The following is a 15,328-nucleotide window of genomic DNA, read 5'->3' as shown; positions in this document are numbered from 1 at the left end:
CAGTTTTCAACAATAGAACAGATAGAACTATAAAGAAATGAATAACAAGAGCATTGGTAATATTTTCAAGGGAGACAAGGTGATCTGGATGGTCTTCTTCTTTCTCTGTATGATAAGCATCGTGGAGGTATATTCTGCCTCCAGCTCCTTGTCGTACAAGACAGGAAACTACATGGCACCTGTCATCCGCCACATCTTGCTCTTGGGAGGCGGTCTGTTCACCATGATTTGCATGCTCAAGGTGAAATGCAAGTATTTCAAGATTGTTACCCCCGTCGTGATGGGCATCTCATTACTGTTGCTCGTTCTGGTCTTGGCTACCGGTCAATCTACCAACGGAGCCTCCCGATGGTTCTCTCTGATGGGCATACAGTTCCAGCCTTCTGAGATAGCGAAGGGAGCGGTAGTACTGGCTGTAGCTCAGATTCTTAGTGCTATGCAAACAACTCAGGGAGCCAACAGGAAGGCATTCAAGTTCATACTTGTAGCAACCGCTCCATTTGTAATTCTCATCGGACTGGAAAACTTATCCACAGCCATGCTCCTCAGTATCACAATCTTAGCCATGATGCTCATCGGACGAGTGCCGATGAACCAGATTGGCAAGCTGGTGGGACTATGCATGATTGTCATCGTCACAGCCTTTGCAGGTATCATGATAGTAGGACAGGACAAGGGCGAAGAGGGCAATAAACCGGAAAATACGCTGACCGAGAAGGTTGAGCAGGAACAGAACAAGCCTAACATGGCAGAAAAGATGTTCCATAGAGCCGACACCTGGAAAGCCCGTATTGACAAGTTTATGAACTCAAAGCCTGTAGCCCCACAGGATGTCGATCTCGACAAAGATGCCCAAGTGGCACATGCCAACATCGCCATCGCCTCTTCCAACATCGTAGGCAAAGGGCCTGGAAACTCAGTAGAAAGAGACTTCCTCTCACAGGCGTTCTCTGACTTCATCTATGCCATCATCATCGAAGAGATGGGTATATGGGGAGCCGCACTGGTTGCATTCCTCTACATCATCCTCCTGTTCAGAGCTGGCAGAATAGCCAACAGGTGTGAGAACAATTTTCCAGCCTTCCTCTGCATGGGACTCGCCATCATGCTGGTTACCCAGGCACTCTTCAACATGGCAGTAGCAGTAGGTTTGGCTCCTGTTACAGGACAGCCACTACCACTCATCAGTAGAGGTGGTACATCTACCATCATCAACTGTCTGTACATGGGCATCATCCTGAGTATCAGTAGAACAGCCAAGAAGAAAGAGATACCTCAAAATGAGCTCGACGACAGCAAAATGGTGGCTGCCTGACAAGAGTTTTATAAATTAAGGTGAAAAAATGGCAGAAAATGCCGTTAAATCGATATTTTTTTATACCTTTGCGTTATAAACATGAACGGATATGAATAATGAATTAAGAATTATCATAAGCGGAGGCGGCACAGGTGGTCACATCTTCCCTGCCGTATCCATTGCAAATGCCATCAAGGCAAAGCGCCCTGATGCTAAGATTTTGTTTGTAGGTGCACTCGGCAGAATGGAAATGCAGCGTGTACCTGCTGCGGGTTATGAGATCAAGGGCTTGCCTATCTGCGGCTTTGACAGAAAGCATCTGCTCAAGAATATCGCCGTACTCTTCAAGATATGGAAGAGCCAGCACATGGCAAAGAGCATCATCAAAAACTTCAAGCCTATGGCGGCTGTGGGTGTAGGTGGCTATGCTAGCGGTCCAACTCTCAATGTTTGTGCCAGCAAAGGAATACCTTGCCTCATCCAGGAGCAGAATTCATACGCTGGTGTAACCAATAAACTCTTGGCCAAGAAGGCTGAAAAAATCTGTGTGGCTTACGAAGGAATGGAGCGTTTCTTCCCAGCAGACAAGATTATCATGACCGGTAATCCTGTTCGCCAGAATGTATTGGAAACTACCATCACCCAGGAAGAAGCACGCAAGCAGTTCGGTCTCGACCCTGAAAAGAAGACCATCTTGCTCGTAGGTGGCAGCCTTGGCGCAAGAACCATCAACGAGAGTGTACTCCAGCACCTCGACCTGGTGAAAGAAAGCGGCGTACAGTTTATCTGGCAAACAGGTAAATACTATAATGCTGCCATCATGGAGCAACTGAAAGGTCAGGAGCTGCCAATGCTCAAGGTAACTGATTTCATCAGCGACATGGGTGCAGCTTACAAGGCAGCCGACCTGGTTATCAGCCGCGCAGGTGCCAGCAGTATCAGCGAGTTCTGCCTCATCGGCAAACCGGTTATCCTGGTTCCAAGCCCTAATGTAGCAGAAGACCACCAGACCAAAAACGCCATGGCATTAGTCAACAAAGATGCTGCCATCTACGTAAAGGATGCCGATGCACCAGAGGTATTGCTCAAGAAAGCAGTTGACACGGTAAAAGACGAGGCTAAGCTTGCTTCGCTCTGTGAGAATATCAAGAAATTAGGATTAAAGAACTCTGCCGACGTCATCGCCGACGAAGTAATCAAATTAGCAACAAAGTAATGGAAATAAAAGATATTAAAGCAGTTTATTTTGTAGGAGCGGGCGGCATCGGAATGAGCGCCATCGCCAGATACTTCCTCAGCAAGAAGTTGGTTGTAGCCGGATATGACAAGACTCCATCCAATCTAACTCATGAGTTGGAGAAAGAGGGAATGCTTATCCACTATGAGGAGAATGTTGACCTCATACCAGAAGCCTGCAAGGACGCCAAGACAACATTGGTAGTCTACACACCGGCAATTCCTGCTGAACACAAGGAACTGGTTTTCTTCCATGAGAATGGCTTCACCATCGAGAAGCGAGCTCAGGTTCTGGGTACATTAACCCGTACACATAAGGGACTGTGCGTAGCGGGTACACACGGAAAGACATCAACATCTACCATGTGTGCTCACATCATGCACCAAAGCCATATTGACTGTAATGCCTTCCTGGGAGGTATCTCAAAGAACTATGGCACCAACTATATCCTCTCCGACAAGAGCGACTATGTTGTCATTGAAGCAGATGAGTTTGACCGCAGTTTCCACTGGTTGCGCCCATGGATGAGTGTCATCACGGCTACAGACCCAGACCATCTCGACATCTACGGCACCAAGGAGGCTTATCTGGAGAGTTTCCGTCACTATACTGAACTGATCCAACCGGGCGGTGCACTCATCATCCACAAAGGTCTGGAGATGAAGCAACACGTACAAGACGGTGTCAAGATATACGAATACAGCCAGGACGAGGGCGACTTCCACGCTGAGAACATCAAGATTGAGAATGGAGGTATCACCTTTGATTTCATCTCTCCTATCGAGAACGTAACGGGCGTAGAACTCGGACAGCCTGTGCCTATCAACATCACAAATGGTGTGGCAGCAATGGCAATGGCACAGTTGAATGGTTGTACAGCCGATGAACTCCGTAACGGCATGAAGACCTACGGAGGAGTTGACCGCCGTTTCGACTTTAAGATCAAGAATAACAAACTGGTATTCCTATCTGATTATGCTCATCATCCAAAGGAGATATATCAGAGTGCTAAGAGTATCAGAGAGTTATACAAGGACCGTAAGATAACAGCCATCTTCCAGCCTCACTTGTATACTAGAACCCGCGATTTCTATAAAGATTTCGCCAACAGTTTGAGTCTCTTGGACGAGGTTATCCTCTGCGACATCTATCCAGCTCGCGAGCAGCCTATTCCAGGAGTAACCTCCAAGCTTATCTATGACAATCTGAAACCAGGTGTAGAAAAGAGCATGATTCACAAAGAAGACGTTCTTGACCTGGTAAAGAATCGAGACTTCGATGTTCTAGTTATCTTAGGAGCTGGCGATTTGGACAACTATGTTCCACAAATTACCAAAATACTTGAAGAGAAATAAATGCATATCAATTGGAAGAAAACCATCATCATCGCACTGGATTTAGTACTCGGTACTTATCTGGTATTCGCTTTCACCAGGTTTAACAAACCTGATGAAACGAAGTTGGTATGCACCAAGGTGAACATCAACATTCAAGATGAGATGACGAATGGCTTTCTGAATGCGAAGGAAATCAAGAAACGACTGGAAGCCAGGAAACTCTATCCGCTGGGGGAACCGCTCAAAGAGGTGAACGCCCGCATGATAGAAGAAACCTTGAAGACCAGTCCTTTCGTCAAGACGGCAGAATGTTCAAAGACTCAGGATGGTCTTGTTGACATCTACCTCACCCAACGCATGCCAATCGTCAGAATCAAAAACATCAGCAACGAGGACTATTATATTGATGACCACAATCAGATCATGCCCAACACGAACTATACATGCGACATTATCATCGCAACGGGCTACATCAACAAGTGGTATGCTAAAAAATACATCTCATTACTAAGCAAAGCGCTGATGACTAATGAACTCTGGCGAAACCAGATAGAACAGATCAATGTCCTGCCTGATAGAGGAATAGAACTGGTACCGCGAGTAGGCAACCACATTATATATATAGGTAACCTGCCAGAGACCAACCTCATCGACAAACGAGAGCAAGCCATCAACGATTTCGTCAACAAGAAGATGAATCGATTAGAGAAATTCTATAAGTATGGACTCTCACAAGCTGGCTGGAACAAGTATTCGTATATCAATATCGAATTCGACAACCAGATCATATGTAAAAAGCATCAAAATAGCTAATTAGAAAATAGAAACAGATTAAGATAACATATAAGAACTATGCCAAAGGAATTTATTGTAGCTATCGAACTTGGCTCATCTAAGATGACAGGTATAGCAGGTCAGAAGAATTTGGACGGCAGCATCACCGTACTTGCCACCGTAGAGGAAGATTCATCTTCTTGCATCAGAAAGGGTGTGATCTATAACATTGACAAAACCTGCCAATGCTTGACCAACATCATCAAGAAGTTGAAGAATATACTGAAACAGGATATCACCCAGGTCTATGTAGGCGTGGGCGGTCGCTCTATACGCAGTATCAAGAACGTCATTGTCAAGGATCTCCCAGGTAACACCATCATCTCACAAGAGATGATCAATGAACTGATGGATATCAACCGCAACATGACCTATCCGGATCAGGAAATCCTGGATGCTGCAACTCAGGAATACAAGATAGACAACCAATACCAGATAGACCCTGTAGGAATACAGTGTAACCATCTGGAAGGCATCTTCCTGAATATACTTTGGCGCAAGAACTTCTATAACAATATCAATACCTGTTTTGAAAATGCCAACATTCCTATTGCAGAAATGTACCTGGCTCCTTTAGCTATGGCTGACAGCGTTTTGACAGACTCTGAAAAGCGTGCAGGCTGTATGCTTGTTGACTTGGGTGCCGATACGACAACCGTTTCTGTATATTATAAAGGTATACTTCGTCATCTCTCTGTCATCCCATTGGGCGGCGGCAACGTGACCAAAGACTTAACTTGTCTTCAGATTGAAGAACCTGATGCTGAAAAGATGAAACTCAAGTATGCCAAGGCTTATACCGATATCAACAATATCGACCCGACCCTGAACTACCCAATCGACAAGGATAGAGTGGTTGAAAGCAAGAAGTTCATCGAAATCGTAGAAGCACGCGTAGAGGAAATCGTAGAAAACGCATGGTTCCAGATTCCTGTGGAATTCTCAGATAAGCTGTTGGGTGGTATCATCCTTACAGGTGGCGGCAGCAACATGCCTGAAATCGATAAGGTTTTCAAGACACATACCCACATCGACAAAGTACGCATTGCCAAGTTTGTTTCTCAAACAGTCAACTCCAAGGATCCTAAGATTACCAATCACGATGGTACAATGAACACCGTATTGGGACTTCTGGCAAAGGGAGACATGAACTGTGCAGGTGACGAAATCGGCACTGATCTCTTCAGCAATTCTGCAGAAAAGCCAGTAGCAGCCGAGCAGCACAAGGCTCCAAGAAACCCTAACGAGACTGCCGGCAAGGGCGTTGTTCTTACTGCGGCAGAAAAAGCGGCTGCTGACGAGGCTGCCCGCAAGCAAAAAGAACAGGAAGAAGCTGAGGCAAGACTTCTGGCAGAAAAAGAAGCCGAAGAAGAAGAAAAGAGACGCAAAGAAAACAGTCTCATCCATAAAATGATGAGAGGTTTCAAGAAGTTTGTGAAAGATACCATTTCTGAAGAAGAATAAGATGCCAAAGACCAGGCTATCAGAAAACAGATTTCACAACAGGTTAAATAAAAAATCAGATAGATAAACCCTATAAAGATTATACGACTATGCTAGATAATGGAAACGCTCCTCATATTCTTGACTTTGGGGAACCTGAAAAAGAAAATAGCATCATCAAGGTGATTGGTGTTGGTGGTGGCGGTGGAAATGCCGTCAACCACATGTACCGCGAAGGTATACACGATGTAACATTCGTACTCTGCAACACAGACAACCAGGCACTTAACGACTCACCTGTGCCTGTACACCTGCAGCTAGGTAAGGAAGGTCTGGGTGCAGGAAACAAACCTGCCAAGGCACGCCAGGCTGCCGAAGAGACTCTTGAAGATATCAAGAACATGCTCAACGATGGAACAAAAATGGCATTCATCACAGCGGGTATGGGTGGCGGTACCGGTACAGGTGCAGCACCTGTCATCGCCAGAGTAAGTAAGGAGTTAGGTATTCTTACCGTTGGTATCGTAACCATCCCATTCCGTTTTGAAGGTCCTAAGAAGATTGACCAGGCATTGGATGGTGTAGAGGAAATGTCGAAGCATGTAGATGCCTTACTGGTAATCAACAATGAACGTCTTCGCCAGATTTATCCAGACCTTGCCGTTCTCGATGCATTCGGCAAAGCTGACGACACCTTGAGTGTAGCTGCCAAGAGTATCGCTGAAATCATTACCGTACATGGCCTCATCAACCTCGACTTCAATGATGTGAAGACCGTACTGAAAGATGGCGGTGTGGCTATCATGAGTACAGGTTACGGTGAGGGAGAAGGAAGAGTAAAGAAAGCGATAGAAGATGCCTTGAACTCACCACTCCTTAACGATAATGACGTATTCAACTCTAAGAAGATTCTGCTCAGCATCGCATTTGCAAGCGAGAAGAAAGATAATCCTGGCTTGACCATGGACGAGATGAATGATGTCAACGACTTTATGGAGAAATTCGGTGACGACTTCGAACTGAAATGGGGTCTTGCCATTGACCCTGAATTGGGAAGCCGCGTAAAGGTAACCGTTCTCGCAACAGGTTTCGGACTCGAGGATGTAGAGGGAATGAACCGCCACCTCAAGAAACATACTGAGGAAGAATCTCGCCGTCTCGCTGAAGAAGAGGAGAAACGTGCTGAAAGAGAAGACCGCCGCAAGCGCTATTATGGCAGCGATGGCAATACGACACAGTATAAGCGTCATCCACACATATTCCTGTTCCGCCAGGAAGATTTGGATAACGAGGATGTCATCCTTCAGGTAGAAAACACGCCTACCTATAAGCGTACCCGACAGACTCTAGAAGAAATCCGTAATATAGCTTCCGGTAATACAGAACCGAAAGAAGACAATAATGATGATGCTACAGTACAGGGCGTTATCAGTTTTGCCTAAACAGAGGACATAGCCAACGTCTGTTTCCCGTTTACATCAAGCAAGCGAGGAAACCTGAAAAGACTAAGCAAACAGTTCCTGAAGAACAGCAAAACTCTTCATTTCCGGGAAGCCTGGCAAATGAAGTTTATAATACTCCAGTATCACCTCTACACACCTGTTTCGTTCCATACGAGACATTGTGTAGAGGTGCATTGTTTTATAGTCTAAACGGAACAAAGACACAAGCCGCATAGAATCTTCCTTATTTAAATAATGTACATGCGAAGGAACATGAGCTGCAAAACATCCATCTACCAAATCAAAATAATCGCCAGACATACCGCTCTCTATATTGGGCATAAAACCCAAATGAAAAGAGAGCTGAATCATAAAGACTATATGGAAATTGGCAATAGCACCTTTAGCATGGTCTAACCATTCGATACTGTCCTGTATGAAAAGATAGAGCGCACCATTAGCCTGCTCATGACAGGTAGCATATGAAAGCAGTTCTGCCAAGAACATGGAAATGCCAAGTTTGTATGGGGAAAAAGGGATATCAGAGAATGGAATCTGAATCGAAACATCCCTAAGGCGCTGCAGATTTGACTTGGGACGATAATCAAATTCTAAATTCAAGACCATGAGCGGTTGGAAAAGCTGCCGTTTCATCTTCCCCTTAGATGACTTAGGCACACGTACCATAAAGGAGAGTCTTCCCAACTTTTCGGTGAAGAAATCCACGATAAGTTGAGAGTCTCCATACTTGATGGTTTGCAATACGATAGCACTAGTTTTTATCTCCATTTTGCCTAATATTAGTGAAAAACAGGGCAAAAATACAAAAAAATGCGCATTTAGCGAAAATTTTCCATGAAAAATTTGCTAGATTCAAATAAAAGTAGTAACTTTGCACCCGCAAATAAGCAATGGTCCCTTCGTCTATCGGTTAGGACGAGAGATTTTCATTCTCTAAAGAGCAGTTCGACTCTGCTAGGGACTACAAACATTTAAGAAATAAAAAAAATAACATAAAGAAGATGGCAAATCACAAATCATCAATCAAGAGAATCCGTCAGGACAAGAAGAAGGCTTTGCACAACAAGTATTATGCAAAGACTATGCGCAATGCTGTCCGCAAGTTGCGCAACATGTCTGACAAGGAAGAGGCTGCAAAGCTCTATCCTACTGTTCAGAAGCTTTTAGACAAGTTGGCTAAGATCAACGTTATCCACGACAACAAGGCTGCAAACTTGAAGTCTGGTCTTACAAAGCACATCGCTAAGTTGGCCTAACTTATAAGTCAAAGCAAAGAAATAAATAAGGCTGCAATCCTTTATAGGGTCGCAGCCTTATTCTATTTCTATGAACCCGACTACCCATTTCCTGCATCATAAAATCTTCCCATCACAACCGGTTTTATACTACAACATACCCTATAAAAACGCGCAAAACGATTATAAAACAGCTTTTTCAAGACACTTTTGCCGCTAAAGTTCACATTCTACGTTTTTTCTTCACTTTTTGGTGATTTTTCACAAACAAAAGTTCCTGTTTCTCAGCTTTTTTTAGTATCTTTGCACGGAAATAAGACAATACTAAAATGGCAGAAAATCAAAACAACGCAAATAATTACTCTGCGAGTAACATTCAGGTTCTGGAAGGCCTGGAAGCTGTTCGCAAACGTCCGGCGATGTATATTGGTGACATCTCCGAAAAGGGTCTTCATCACTTGGTAAACGAAACTGTAGACAACTCTATTGACGAAGCAATGGCGGGCTACTGTACCGACATCGAAGTTACCATCAACGAAGACAACTCTATCACCGTAGAAGATAATGGTCGTGGTATCCCTGTGGATATGCACGAGAAACTACATAAATCAGCCCTCGAAGTCGTTATGACCGTGCTTCACGCAGGTGGTAAGTTCGACAAGGGTTCTTACAAGGTATCTGGCGGTTTACATGGTGTGGGTGTAAGTTGTGTGAATGCACTTTCTACCCACATGTTGTCACAGGTGTTCCGTGGCGGCAAAATCTACCAGCAGGAATATGAGAAGGGTAAGCCTCTCTATCCGGTTAAGGTGGTAGGTGAAACCAACAAGCGCGGTACACGCCAGCAGTTCTGGCCAGATCCAACCATCTTTACTCACACTGTCTATAAGTGGGACATCATTGCCAACCGTATGCGCGAGTTGGCATTCCTCAATGCAGGTATCAAGATTACCTTGAGAGATTTGCGCCCTGACGAGGAAGGTAAGACCAAGGAGCAGGTTTTCCACGCTAAGGATGGTTTGAAGGAATTCGTCCGTTACGTAGACCGTCACCGCACTCATCTCTTCGATGATGTTATCTATCTGAAGACAGAAAAGCAGGGTATTCCTATCGAGATTGCTGTGATGTACAACACAGATTACTCTGAGAATATCCACTCATACGTCAATAACATCAACACCATTGAGGGTGGTACCCACCTGACTGGTTTCCGTATGGCGTTGACCCGCACCTTGAAGGCTTACGCAGAAGCAGACCCAACCATCTCTAAGCAGATTGAGAAGGCAAAGGTAGAGATTGCACCAGAAGACTTCCGCGAGGGTCTTACTGCCGTTATCTCCATCAAGGTAGCTGAACCTCAGTTTGAGGGACAGACCAAGACCAAGCTCGGTAACAGCGAGGTACAAGGTGCCGTTCAGCAGGCTGTAAACGAGGCTTTGTCTGATTATCTGGAAGAACATCCAGACGAGGCAAAGCGAATCTGCGAAAAGGTTGTCCTGGCTGCTACGGCCCGCATAGCTGCCCGCAAGGCACGTGAGAGTGTACAGCGCAAGAACTTCATGACAGGTGGTGGTCTTCCTGGTAAACTTGCCGATTGCTCAATGAAGGATCCTAAAGAATGCGAGATCTTCCTCGTCGAGGGTGATTCCGCCGGTGGTTCTGCCAAGCAGGGTCGCGACCGTTTCCGTCAGGCTATTCTCCCATTGCGTGGTAAGATTCTGAATGTAGAAAAGGTACAGTGGCACAAGGTATTCGAAGCTGAGTCTGTCATGAACATCATCCAAAGTATCGGTGTCCGCTTCGGTGTAGATGGCGAAGACAGCAAGGAGGCTAATACCGACAAGTTGCGTTACGACAAGATTATTATCATGACCGATGCCGACGTCGATGGTTCTCACATCGACACATTGATTATGACACTCTTCTATCGTTTCATGCCAAAGGTTATTGAAGAAGGCCATCTGTATATCGCTACCCCACCACTCTACAAGTGTACTTATCGCAGCAAGGTAAGCGAGTATTGCTATACAGAGCAGCAGCGCCAGGCATTCATCGACAAGTATGGAGATGGAGTAGAAGACAAGAATATCCACACCCAGCGATACAAAGGTTTGGGTGAGATGAACCCAGAGCAGCTTTGGGAAACTACTATGGACCCATCTACACGCTTGCTCAAGCAGGTTACTATCGAGAACGCAGCCCAGGCTGATGAGATTTTCTCTATGTTGATGGGTGATGATGTAGAACCACGCCGCGAGTTCATCGAACAGAATGCTACTTACGCCAATATCGACGCTTAAAGTTAACACGAACATATTGGGGGTAGACTCAGCGAGAGTCTTCCCCCTTTTTTGGATAGCCTCATCCAATGAGCATCACCTTCCGACTTCGTTTCCGGGCATCGAATTAAAAAACCAACAATACCATCTTTATGAAGCATATATTTTTTACGATTGCGTTAGCTGCCTCTAGTACGTGGAACTGCCAGGCAACAACAGTAAGTAAAGAGTTGCAACCCAACAAGTTGTGGTACAACAAGCCTGCATACGCCTTCGAAGAGTCACTGCCATTAGGCAATGGCAAACTGGGTGCGCTGGTTTATGGTGGAGCCAATAATGACTCTATCCAGCTCAACGACATCACCCTTTGGACGGGCGTGCCTGTGAATCCCAACGAAGGTGGCGAAGCCTACAAGTGGATTCCGAAAATCAGAGAGGCGCTGTTCAAGGAGGATTACAAGACCGCCGATTCCCTGCAACACTATGTGCAAGGCCATAACTCGGAGTTCTATCAGCCACTGGGCATGATCAATATCAAAGACTGCAACCAGGGCGAGTTTACGGATTATTACCGCGAACTGAGCCTCGACAACTCCCTGGCTACTGTTCATTACAGGCGCAACGGCATCCAATACACCAAAGAGTATTTTGCTTCTTATCCCGACAAGATGATTGCCATCAAGCTGAGTGCCTCCCAGAAGAGATCCATCAACAGCGACATCTCACTCACTTCCCTCATTCCCCATCAGGTAAAAGCATCCAGAGGACAGCTCACCATGACGGGACATGTTCTCGGCGATGAAGCCAACAGTACGCATTACTGTGCCATGCTTCAGGTGAAGAACACCGACGGAAAAGTGTGGGCAAGCGATTCTGTACTCCATCTGAAGGATGTGAGCGAGGCTATCATCTATCTCGTAAACGAAACAAGTTACAACGGATTCGACAAGCATCCTGTGAAGGAAGGAGCTCCATACATCGAAAACGTAACCGATGAAGCCTGGCACCTTGCCAACTTCACTTACGAAGAATTCAAACAGCGTCACATCGCCGACTACAAGAAACTCTTTGATAGAGTAAGTTTGAACCTGAAAGGAGCCAAGTTTGATGCCACCCGCCCTACCGACAAACAGTTGCTCGCCTACAGCGACAACCACGAGAGCAACCCTTATCTGGAACAGCTCTATTTCCAGTATGGCAGATACCTGCTCATCAGCAGCAGTAGAACCAAGGGAGTGCCTGCCAATCTGCAGGGACTCTGGGCACCAGCCCTCCGTTCGCCATGGCGCGGCAACTATACCATCAACATCAACCTGGAAGAAAATTACTGGCCGGCAGAAGTTGCGAACCTCTCAGAACTGGTAGCCCCAGTAGACGGATTGGTAGAGGGTATGGCTGTGACAGGTCACCACAATGCCCAGCACTTCTATGGTATCGATAAGGGATGGTGCGCTGGACACAACACTGATGCCTGGGCAATGACCAATCCTGTAGGAACCGGAAACGAAAGTCCGCAATGGAGCAACTGGGCTATGGGTGGAGCCTGGCTTGTAGAAACCCTTTGGGATCACTATGACTATACCCGCGATACCGAATATCTTCGCAATACAGCCTATCCGCTGATGAAGGGGGCTGCCGACTTCCTGCTTGCGTGGCTCATTCCGAATCCACACAATCCAAACGAGCTGATTACTGCTCCTTGCACATCGCCAGAGGCAGATTACATTACCGATAAGGGCTATCGTGGCAGCAGTTTCTATGGCGGAACCGCCGACCTCGCCATCATCCGCGAGCTCTTCAAGAATACCATCAAGGGAGCAAAAGCCCTGGGCATCGACAACGATTACCAGCAGCAGTTGCAATCAGCCCTCAATCGCCTGCGCCCTTACCACATCGGTAAGCGAGGCAATCTGATGGAGTGGTACCACGATTGGGAAGACCAGGATTGGCATCATCGCCACCAGTCACACCTGCTGGGGCTCTATCCATTCCATCAGATTTCGGTAAACAAGACTCCGGAACTTGCTGCTGCCGCAACAAAGACCCTGGAAATCAAGGGCGATAATTCCACCGGTTGGAGTACAGGCTGGAGAATCAACCTCTGGGCTCGTCTGCATCGGGCCGACAAAGCTTATCAGATATACCGCAAGCTGCTCACCTACGTAAGCCCTGAAGTCTACAAGGACAGCAAACACCGCAGCGGTGGCACCTACCCTAACCTCTTTGATGCCCATCCACCTTTCCAGATAGATGGCAACTTCGGAGGCACAGCAGGCGTATGCGAGATGCTGATGCAATGCGATGGCGAGACTATGCATCTTCTTCCTGCTCTACCTAAAGAATGGCCTGCAGGCGAAATTAAGGGTATCAAAGCACGTGGAAACTACGAGATTAATCTCGTATGGAACAATGGAAAGGTCAGCAAAGCTTCCATCACCAGCAAGAATACCGGAAACCTGACCGTCAAGTATAATGGTAAGTTGAAAACATTTAGTTTCAAGGCTGGCGAAACAAAACTCATAAAATAGACAAATAATCATCTATGAGATATTTTACAATTCTCATCTTTACAACTCTCTGGGTGCTGAATTCCTATGCACAGGAATTCGGTACCCATTGGGTATCATATCCATTCCCCAATGATTCTTCTGAGATATTATACAGGAAAATCTATCATCTTGATCAAAAGCCTTTAAAGGCTGAGATAAACATGGCAAGTGGAGGAAATACCCGCCTATACATCAACGAAAGAAATGCTACGCCAAGCATTTTCAGCGAAGGAGCCAGAGACAGCATCCTTCTGATGCAAACAATAGATATCTCCAGATATCTGAAAAAGGGCGAAAACATCATCGCGGTCTGGTATGCACCAGGAAGAATAAGAAATAAGAGCAAACAACTCTCGCTGGAACTTCATGGCTGGTATACAGACTCTGTTCCTTTTTATCATAAAGCAGACGAAACATGGTGGTGCAACCCCCTGAAGGGTGGCAGTTACAACGAAAAAGAACACTTTGACAATAGAATATACACTACTGAGTGGAAATCGGCTGAATACCAATCTTCAGGATGGGTTCATCCGACAGGCGCCTTCAAAGATACGGTAAACTATATTTTTGTTGACCAGCTGCCATACCTCACCCAAAACAAACTTCAAATGGTATTAGAACCATATCAGGAGGAATTTAATCATCAAGGATGCCGTATAGACTTCGGACGTCCGTTCCGTGGAACCATCCGGCTCACGATACGCAATGCCAGCAAAGGAACAACACTTCATATTAACGGAAACCAATATGTATGCAGTGGCGAAATGGACGAGCAAGCCTATTACCGTTTCCATGCTGAGCATCAAAAAGATTTCGTGATAACTTGGGATAAAGGCTTCAGAAGAAGTAATATCACAAATATAGAAGGATTAGAGATTTCGGAATAAGCTCAACAGCGTTTCGAAATCTCTTTTTTTATAAAACAAAAAAAGACTTCGGAACTATTATCTTCCAAAGTCTCTAACTGAATTTAGTCTTCCAATTCGGCAAGCACTTGCTCTGCCACTTCGCAAAGCTCATCATACCATTCCTTGCCGAACTTCTCTACCAGCGGACCCTCCAGGAACTTATAAACTGGAAGGTTCAACTCCTCACCCTTCTTGATGGCATCCTTGCAGATGCGCCACTTGTTATAGTTGATGCCATACACCTCGTTGCCGAAATCCTTGGCACGGATTGGATACAAAGCACAGGAGATAGGCTTCTTGAACTTCGACTTTCCTTCGCGATAAGCACGCTCCAAGGCACAGAGACAACAATTCGGAATCGTATGTCCATCGCCCAGGTCTTTCAAATCCTGGTAGCAGGTAAACACGCAATCCTTACCATTCACGATGCTCGTCACCAAATCGCCTTCAATATCGGTATAAGCCACGCCCTGCTTATCTATGATAGCCTGGGCAGAAGCCGAGAGATCATCCCAAACCACATCCAGCGCATCCTCAATCTCCATAATCTCATCCAGGGTAACAGGAGCTCCCGCATCGCCTTCGATGCAGCACTCGCCCTTGCAGGCATCAAGGTCGCAACAGAATTTTTCGGTGATAATATCAGGTGAAACCAACACGTTGCCCACCTGCAGAATACGCAGTTCGTCTTTCTTCATAATGTTTTTTGAGATGAATAAATTTCTTTGAGTGTATAATAAAAATAA

Annotated in this window: 12 protein-coding genes; 10 read left to right on the top strand and 2 right to left on the bottom strand. The window is 45.8% G+C overall.

Features of this window, described 5'->3' with window-relative positions:
• Nucleotides 1-37: 37 nt before the first annotated feature.
• The 6 genes from KUA46_RS13960 to ftsZ all read left to right on the top strand — a co-directional run bounded on the left by KUA46_RS13960 (nt 38) and on the right by ftsZ (nt 7,590).
• Entirely contained in the window at nt 38-1,315 is a 1,278-nt protein-coding gene (locus tag KUA46_RS13960) for an FtsW/RodA/SpoVE family cell cycle protein (protein ID WP_153083975.1), read from the top strand.
• Between the two features lie 91 nt (nt 1,316-1,406).
• The gene (gene murG, locus KUA46_RS13955; RefSeq protein WP_022121279.1) at nt 1,407-2,513 is read left to right on the top strand and encodes an undecaprenyldiphospho-muramoylpentapeptide beta-N-acetylglucosaminyltransferase; all 1,107 of its coding nucleotides are present in this window, start codon (nt 1,407-1,409) and stop codon (nt 2,511-2,513) included.
• Nucleotides 2,513-3,889 carry a UDP-N-acetylmuramate--L-alanine ligase gene (gene murC / locus KUA46_RS13950; protein WP_006847639.1) on the top strand — a complete coding sequence of 459 codons (1,377 nt, stop codon included), beginning with the start codon at nt 2,513-2,515 and terminating at the stop codon, nt 3,887-3,889. The genes murG and murC overlap by 1 nt, the downstream gene beginning before the upstream one ends.
• Nucleotides 3,890-4,684 (top strand): cell division protein FtsQ, encoded by a 795-nt coding sequence (locus KUA46_RS13945; protein WP_153085234.1) that lies wholly within the window; start codon nt 3,890-3,892, stop codon nt 4,682-4,684. It abuts the gene before it with no gap.
• A gap of 39 nt (nt 4,685-4,723) precedes the next feature.
• On the top strand, nt 4,724-6,169 hold the full coding sequence (gene ftsA / locus KUA46_RS13940) for a cell division protein FtsA (protein ID WP_153093567.1): 1,446 nt from the start codon (nt 4,724-4,726) through the stop codon (nt 6,167-6,169).
• Between the two features lie 89 nt (nt 6,170-6,258).
• Nucleotides 6,259-7,590 (top strand): cell division protein FtsZ, encoded by a 1,332-nt coding sequence (gene ftsZ, locus KUA46_RS13935; protein ID WP_117692949.1) that lies wholly within the window; start codon nt 6,259-6,261, stop codon nt 7,588-7,590.
• A gap of 63 nt (nt 7,591-7,653) precedes the next feature.
• Here the strand turns inward: ftsZ and recO are convergent, their stop codons facing one another.
• Complete coding sequence (recO, locus tag KUA46_RS13930; RefSeq protein WP_153093568.1) at nt 7,654-8,379, bottom strand: DNA repair protein RecO; 726 nt, start codon at nt 8,377-8,379, stop codon at nt 7,654-7,656.
• Between the two features lie 233 nt (nt 8,380-8,612).
• Between recO and rpsT the strand changes: the two genes are divergently transcribed.
• The 4 genes from rpsT (at nt 8,613) to KUA46_RS13910 (ending at nt 14,561) form a co-directional block, all read left to right on the top strand.
• Nucleotides 8,613-8,867 carry a 30S ribosomal protein S20 gene (gene rpsT, locus KUA46_RS13925; protein WP_006847644.1) on the top strand — a complete coding sequence of 85 codons (255 nt, stop codon included), beginning with the start codon at nt 8,613-8,615 and terminating at the stop codon, nt 8,865-8,867.
• A 308-nt stretch (nt 8,868-9,175) separates the two neighbouring features.
• Complete coding sequence (gene gyrB, locus KUA46_RS13920; protein WP_006847646.1) at nt 9,176-11,146, top strand: DNA topoisomerase (ATP-hydrolyzing) subunit B; 1,971 nt, start codon at nt 9,176-9,178, stop codon at nt 11,144-11,146.
• A gap of 131 nt (nt 11,147-11,277) precedes the next feature.
• Nucleotides 11,278-13,653, top strand: a complete 2,376-nt coding sequence (locus KUA46_RS13915) for a glycoside hydrolase family 95 protein (RefSeq protein ID WP_153093569.1) — start codon at nt 11,278-11,280, stop codon at nt 13,651-13,653.
• 14 nt (nt 13,654-13,667) lie between these two features.
• Entirely contained in the window at nt 13,668-14,561 is an 894-nt protein-coding gene (locus tag KUA46_RS13910) for an alpha-L-rhamnosidase N-terminal domain-containing protein (RefSeq protein ID WP_218487457.1), read from the top strand.
• 83 nt (nt 14,562-14,644) lie between these two features.
• Here KUA46_RS13910 and KUA46_RS13905 read toward each other — a convergent pair whose 3' ends face one another.
• Nucleotides 14,645-15,280, bottom strand: a complete 636-nt coding sequence (locus KUA46_RS13905; protein WP_022121271.1) for a DUF3109 family protein — start codon at nt 15,278-15,280, stop codon at nt 14,645-14,647.
• Nucleotides 15,281-15,328 lie beyond the last annotated feature (48 nt).

Origin of the sequence: Segatella copri, assembly GCF_019249765.2 — a bacterium.
GTDB classification, from domain to species: domain Bacteria; phylum Bacteroidota; class Bacteroidia; order Bacteroidales; family Bacteroidaceae; genus Prevotella; species Prevotella copri_K.
Note: the sequence above shows the minus strand (reverse complement) of the source record. Positions and strands in the feature narration are given on the sequence as shown.

What these genes read in the sequence shown, in the direction of transcription:
- KUA46_RS13960 (WP_153083975.1), top strand. Translation starts at nt 38, where the DNA reads ATGAATAACAAGAGCATTGGTAATATTTTCAAGGGAGACAAGGTGATC.
- murG (WP_022121279.1), top strand. Translation starts at nt 1,407, where the DNA reads ATGAATAATGAATTAAGAATTATCATAAGCGGAGGCGGCACAGGTGGT.
- murC (WP_006847639.1), top strand. Translation starts at nt 2,513, where the DNA reads ATGGAAATAAAAGATATTAAAGCAGTTTATTTTGTAGGAGCGGGCGGC.
- KUA46_RS13945 (WP_153085234.1), top strand. Translation starts at nt 3,890, where the DNA reads ATGCATATCAATTGGAAGAAAACCATCATCATCGCACTGGATTTAGTA.
- ftsA (WP_153093567.1), top strand. Translation starts at nt 4,724, where the DNA reads ATGCCAAAGGAATTTATTGTAGCTATCGAACTTGGCTCATCTAAGATG.
- ftsZ (WP_117692949.1), top strand. Translation starts at nt 6,259, where the DNA reads ATGCTAGATAATGGAAACGCTCCTCATATTCTTGACTTTGGGGAACCT.
- recO (WP_153093568.1), bottom strand. Translation starts at nt 8,379, where the DNA reads ATGGAGATAAAAACTAGTGCTATCGTATTGCAAACCATCAAGTATGGA.
- rpsT (WP_006847644.1), top strand. Translation starts at nt 8,613, where the DNA reads ATGGCAAATCACAAATCATCAATCAAGAGAATCCGTCAGGACAAGAAG.
- gyrB (WP_006847646.1), top strand. Translation starts at nt 9,176, where the DNA reads ATGGCAGAAAATCAAAACAACGCAAATAATTACTCTGCGAGTAACATT.
- KUA46_RS13915 (WP_153093569.1), top strand. Translation starts at nt 11,278, where the DNA reads ATGAAGCATATATTTTTTACGATTGCGTTAGCTGCCTCTAGTACGTGG.
- KUA46_RS13910 (WP_218487457.1), top strand. Translation starts at nt 13,668, where the DNA reads ATGAGATATTTTACAATTCTCATCTTTACAACTCTCTGGGTGCTGAAT.
- KUA46_RS13905 (WP_022121271.1), bottom strand. Translation starts at nt 15,280, where the DNA reads ATGAAGAAAGACGAACTGCGTATTCTGCAGGTGGGCAACGTGTTGGTT.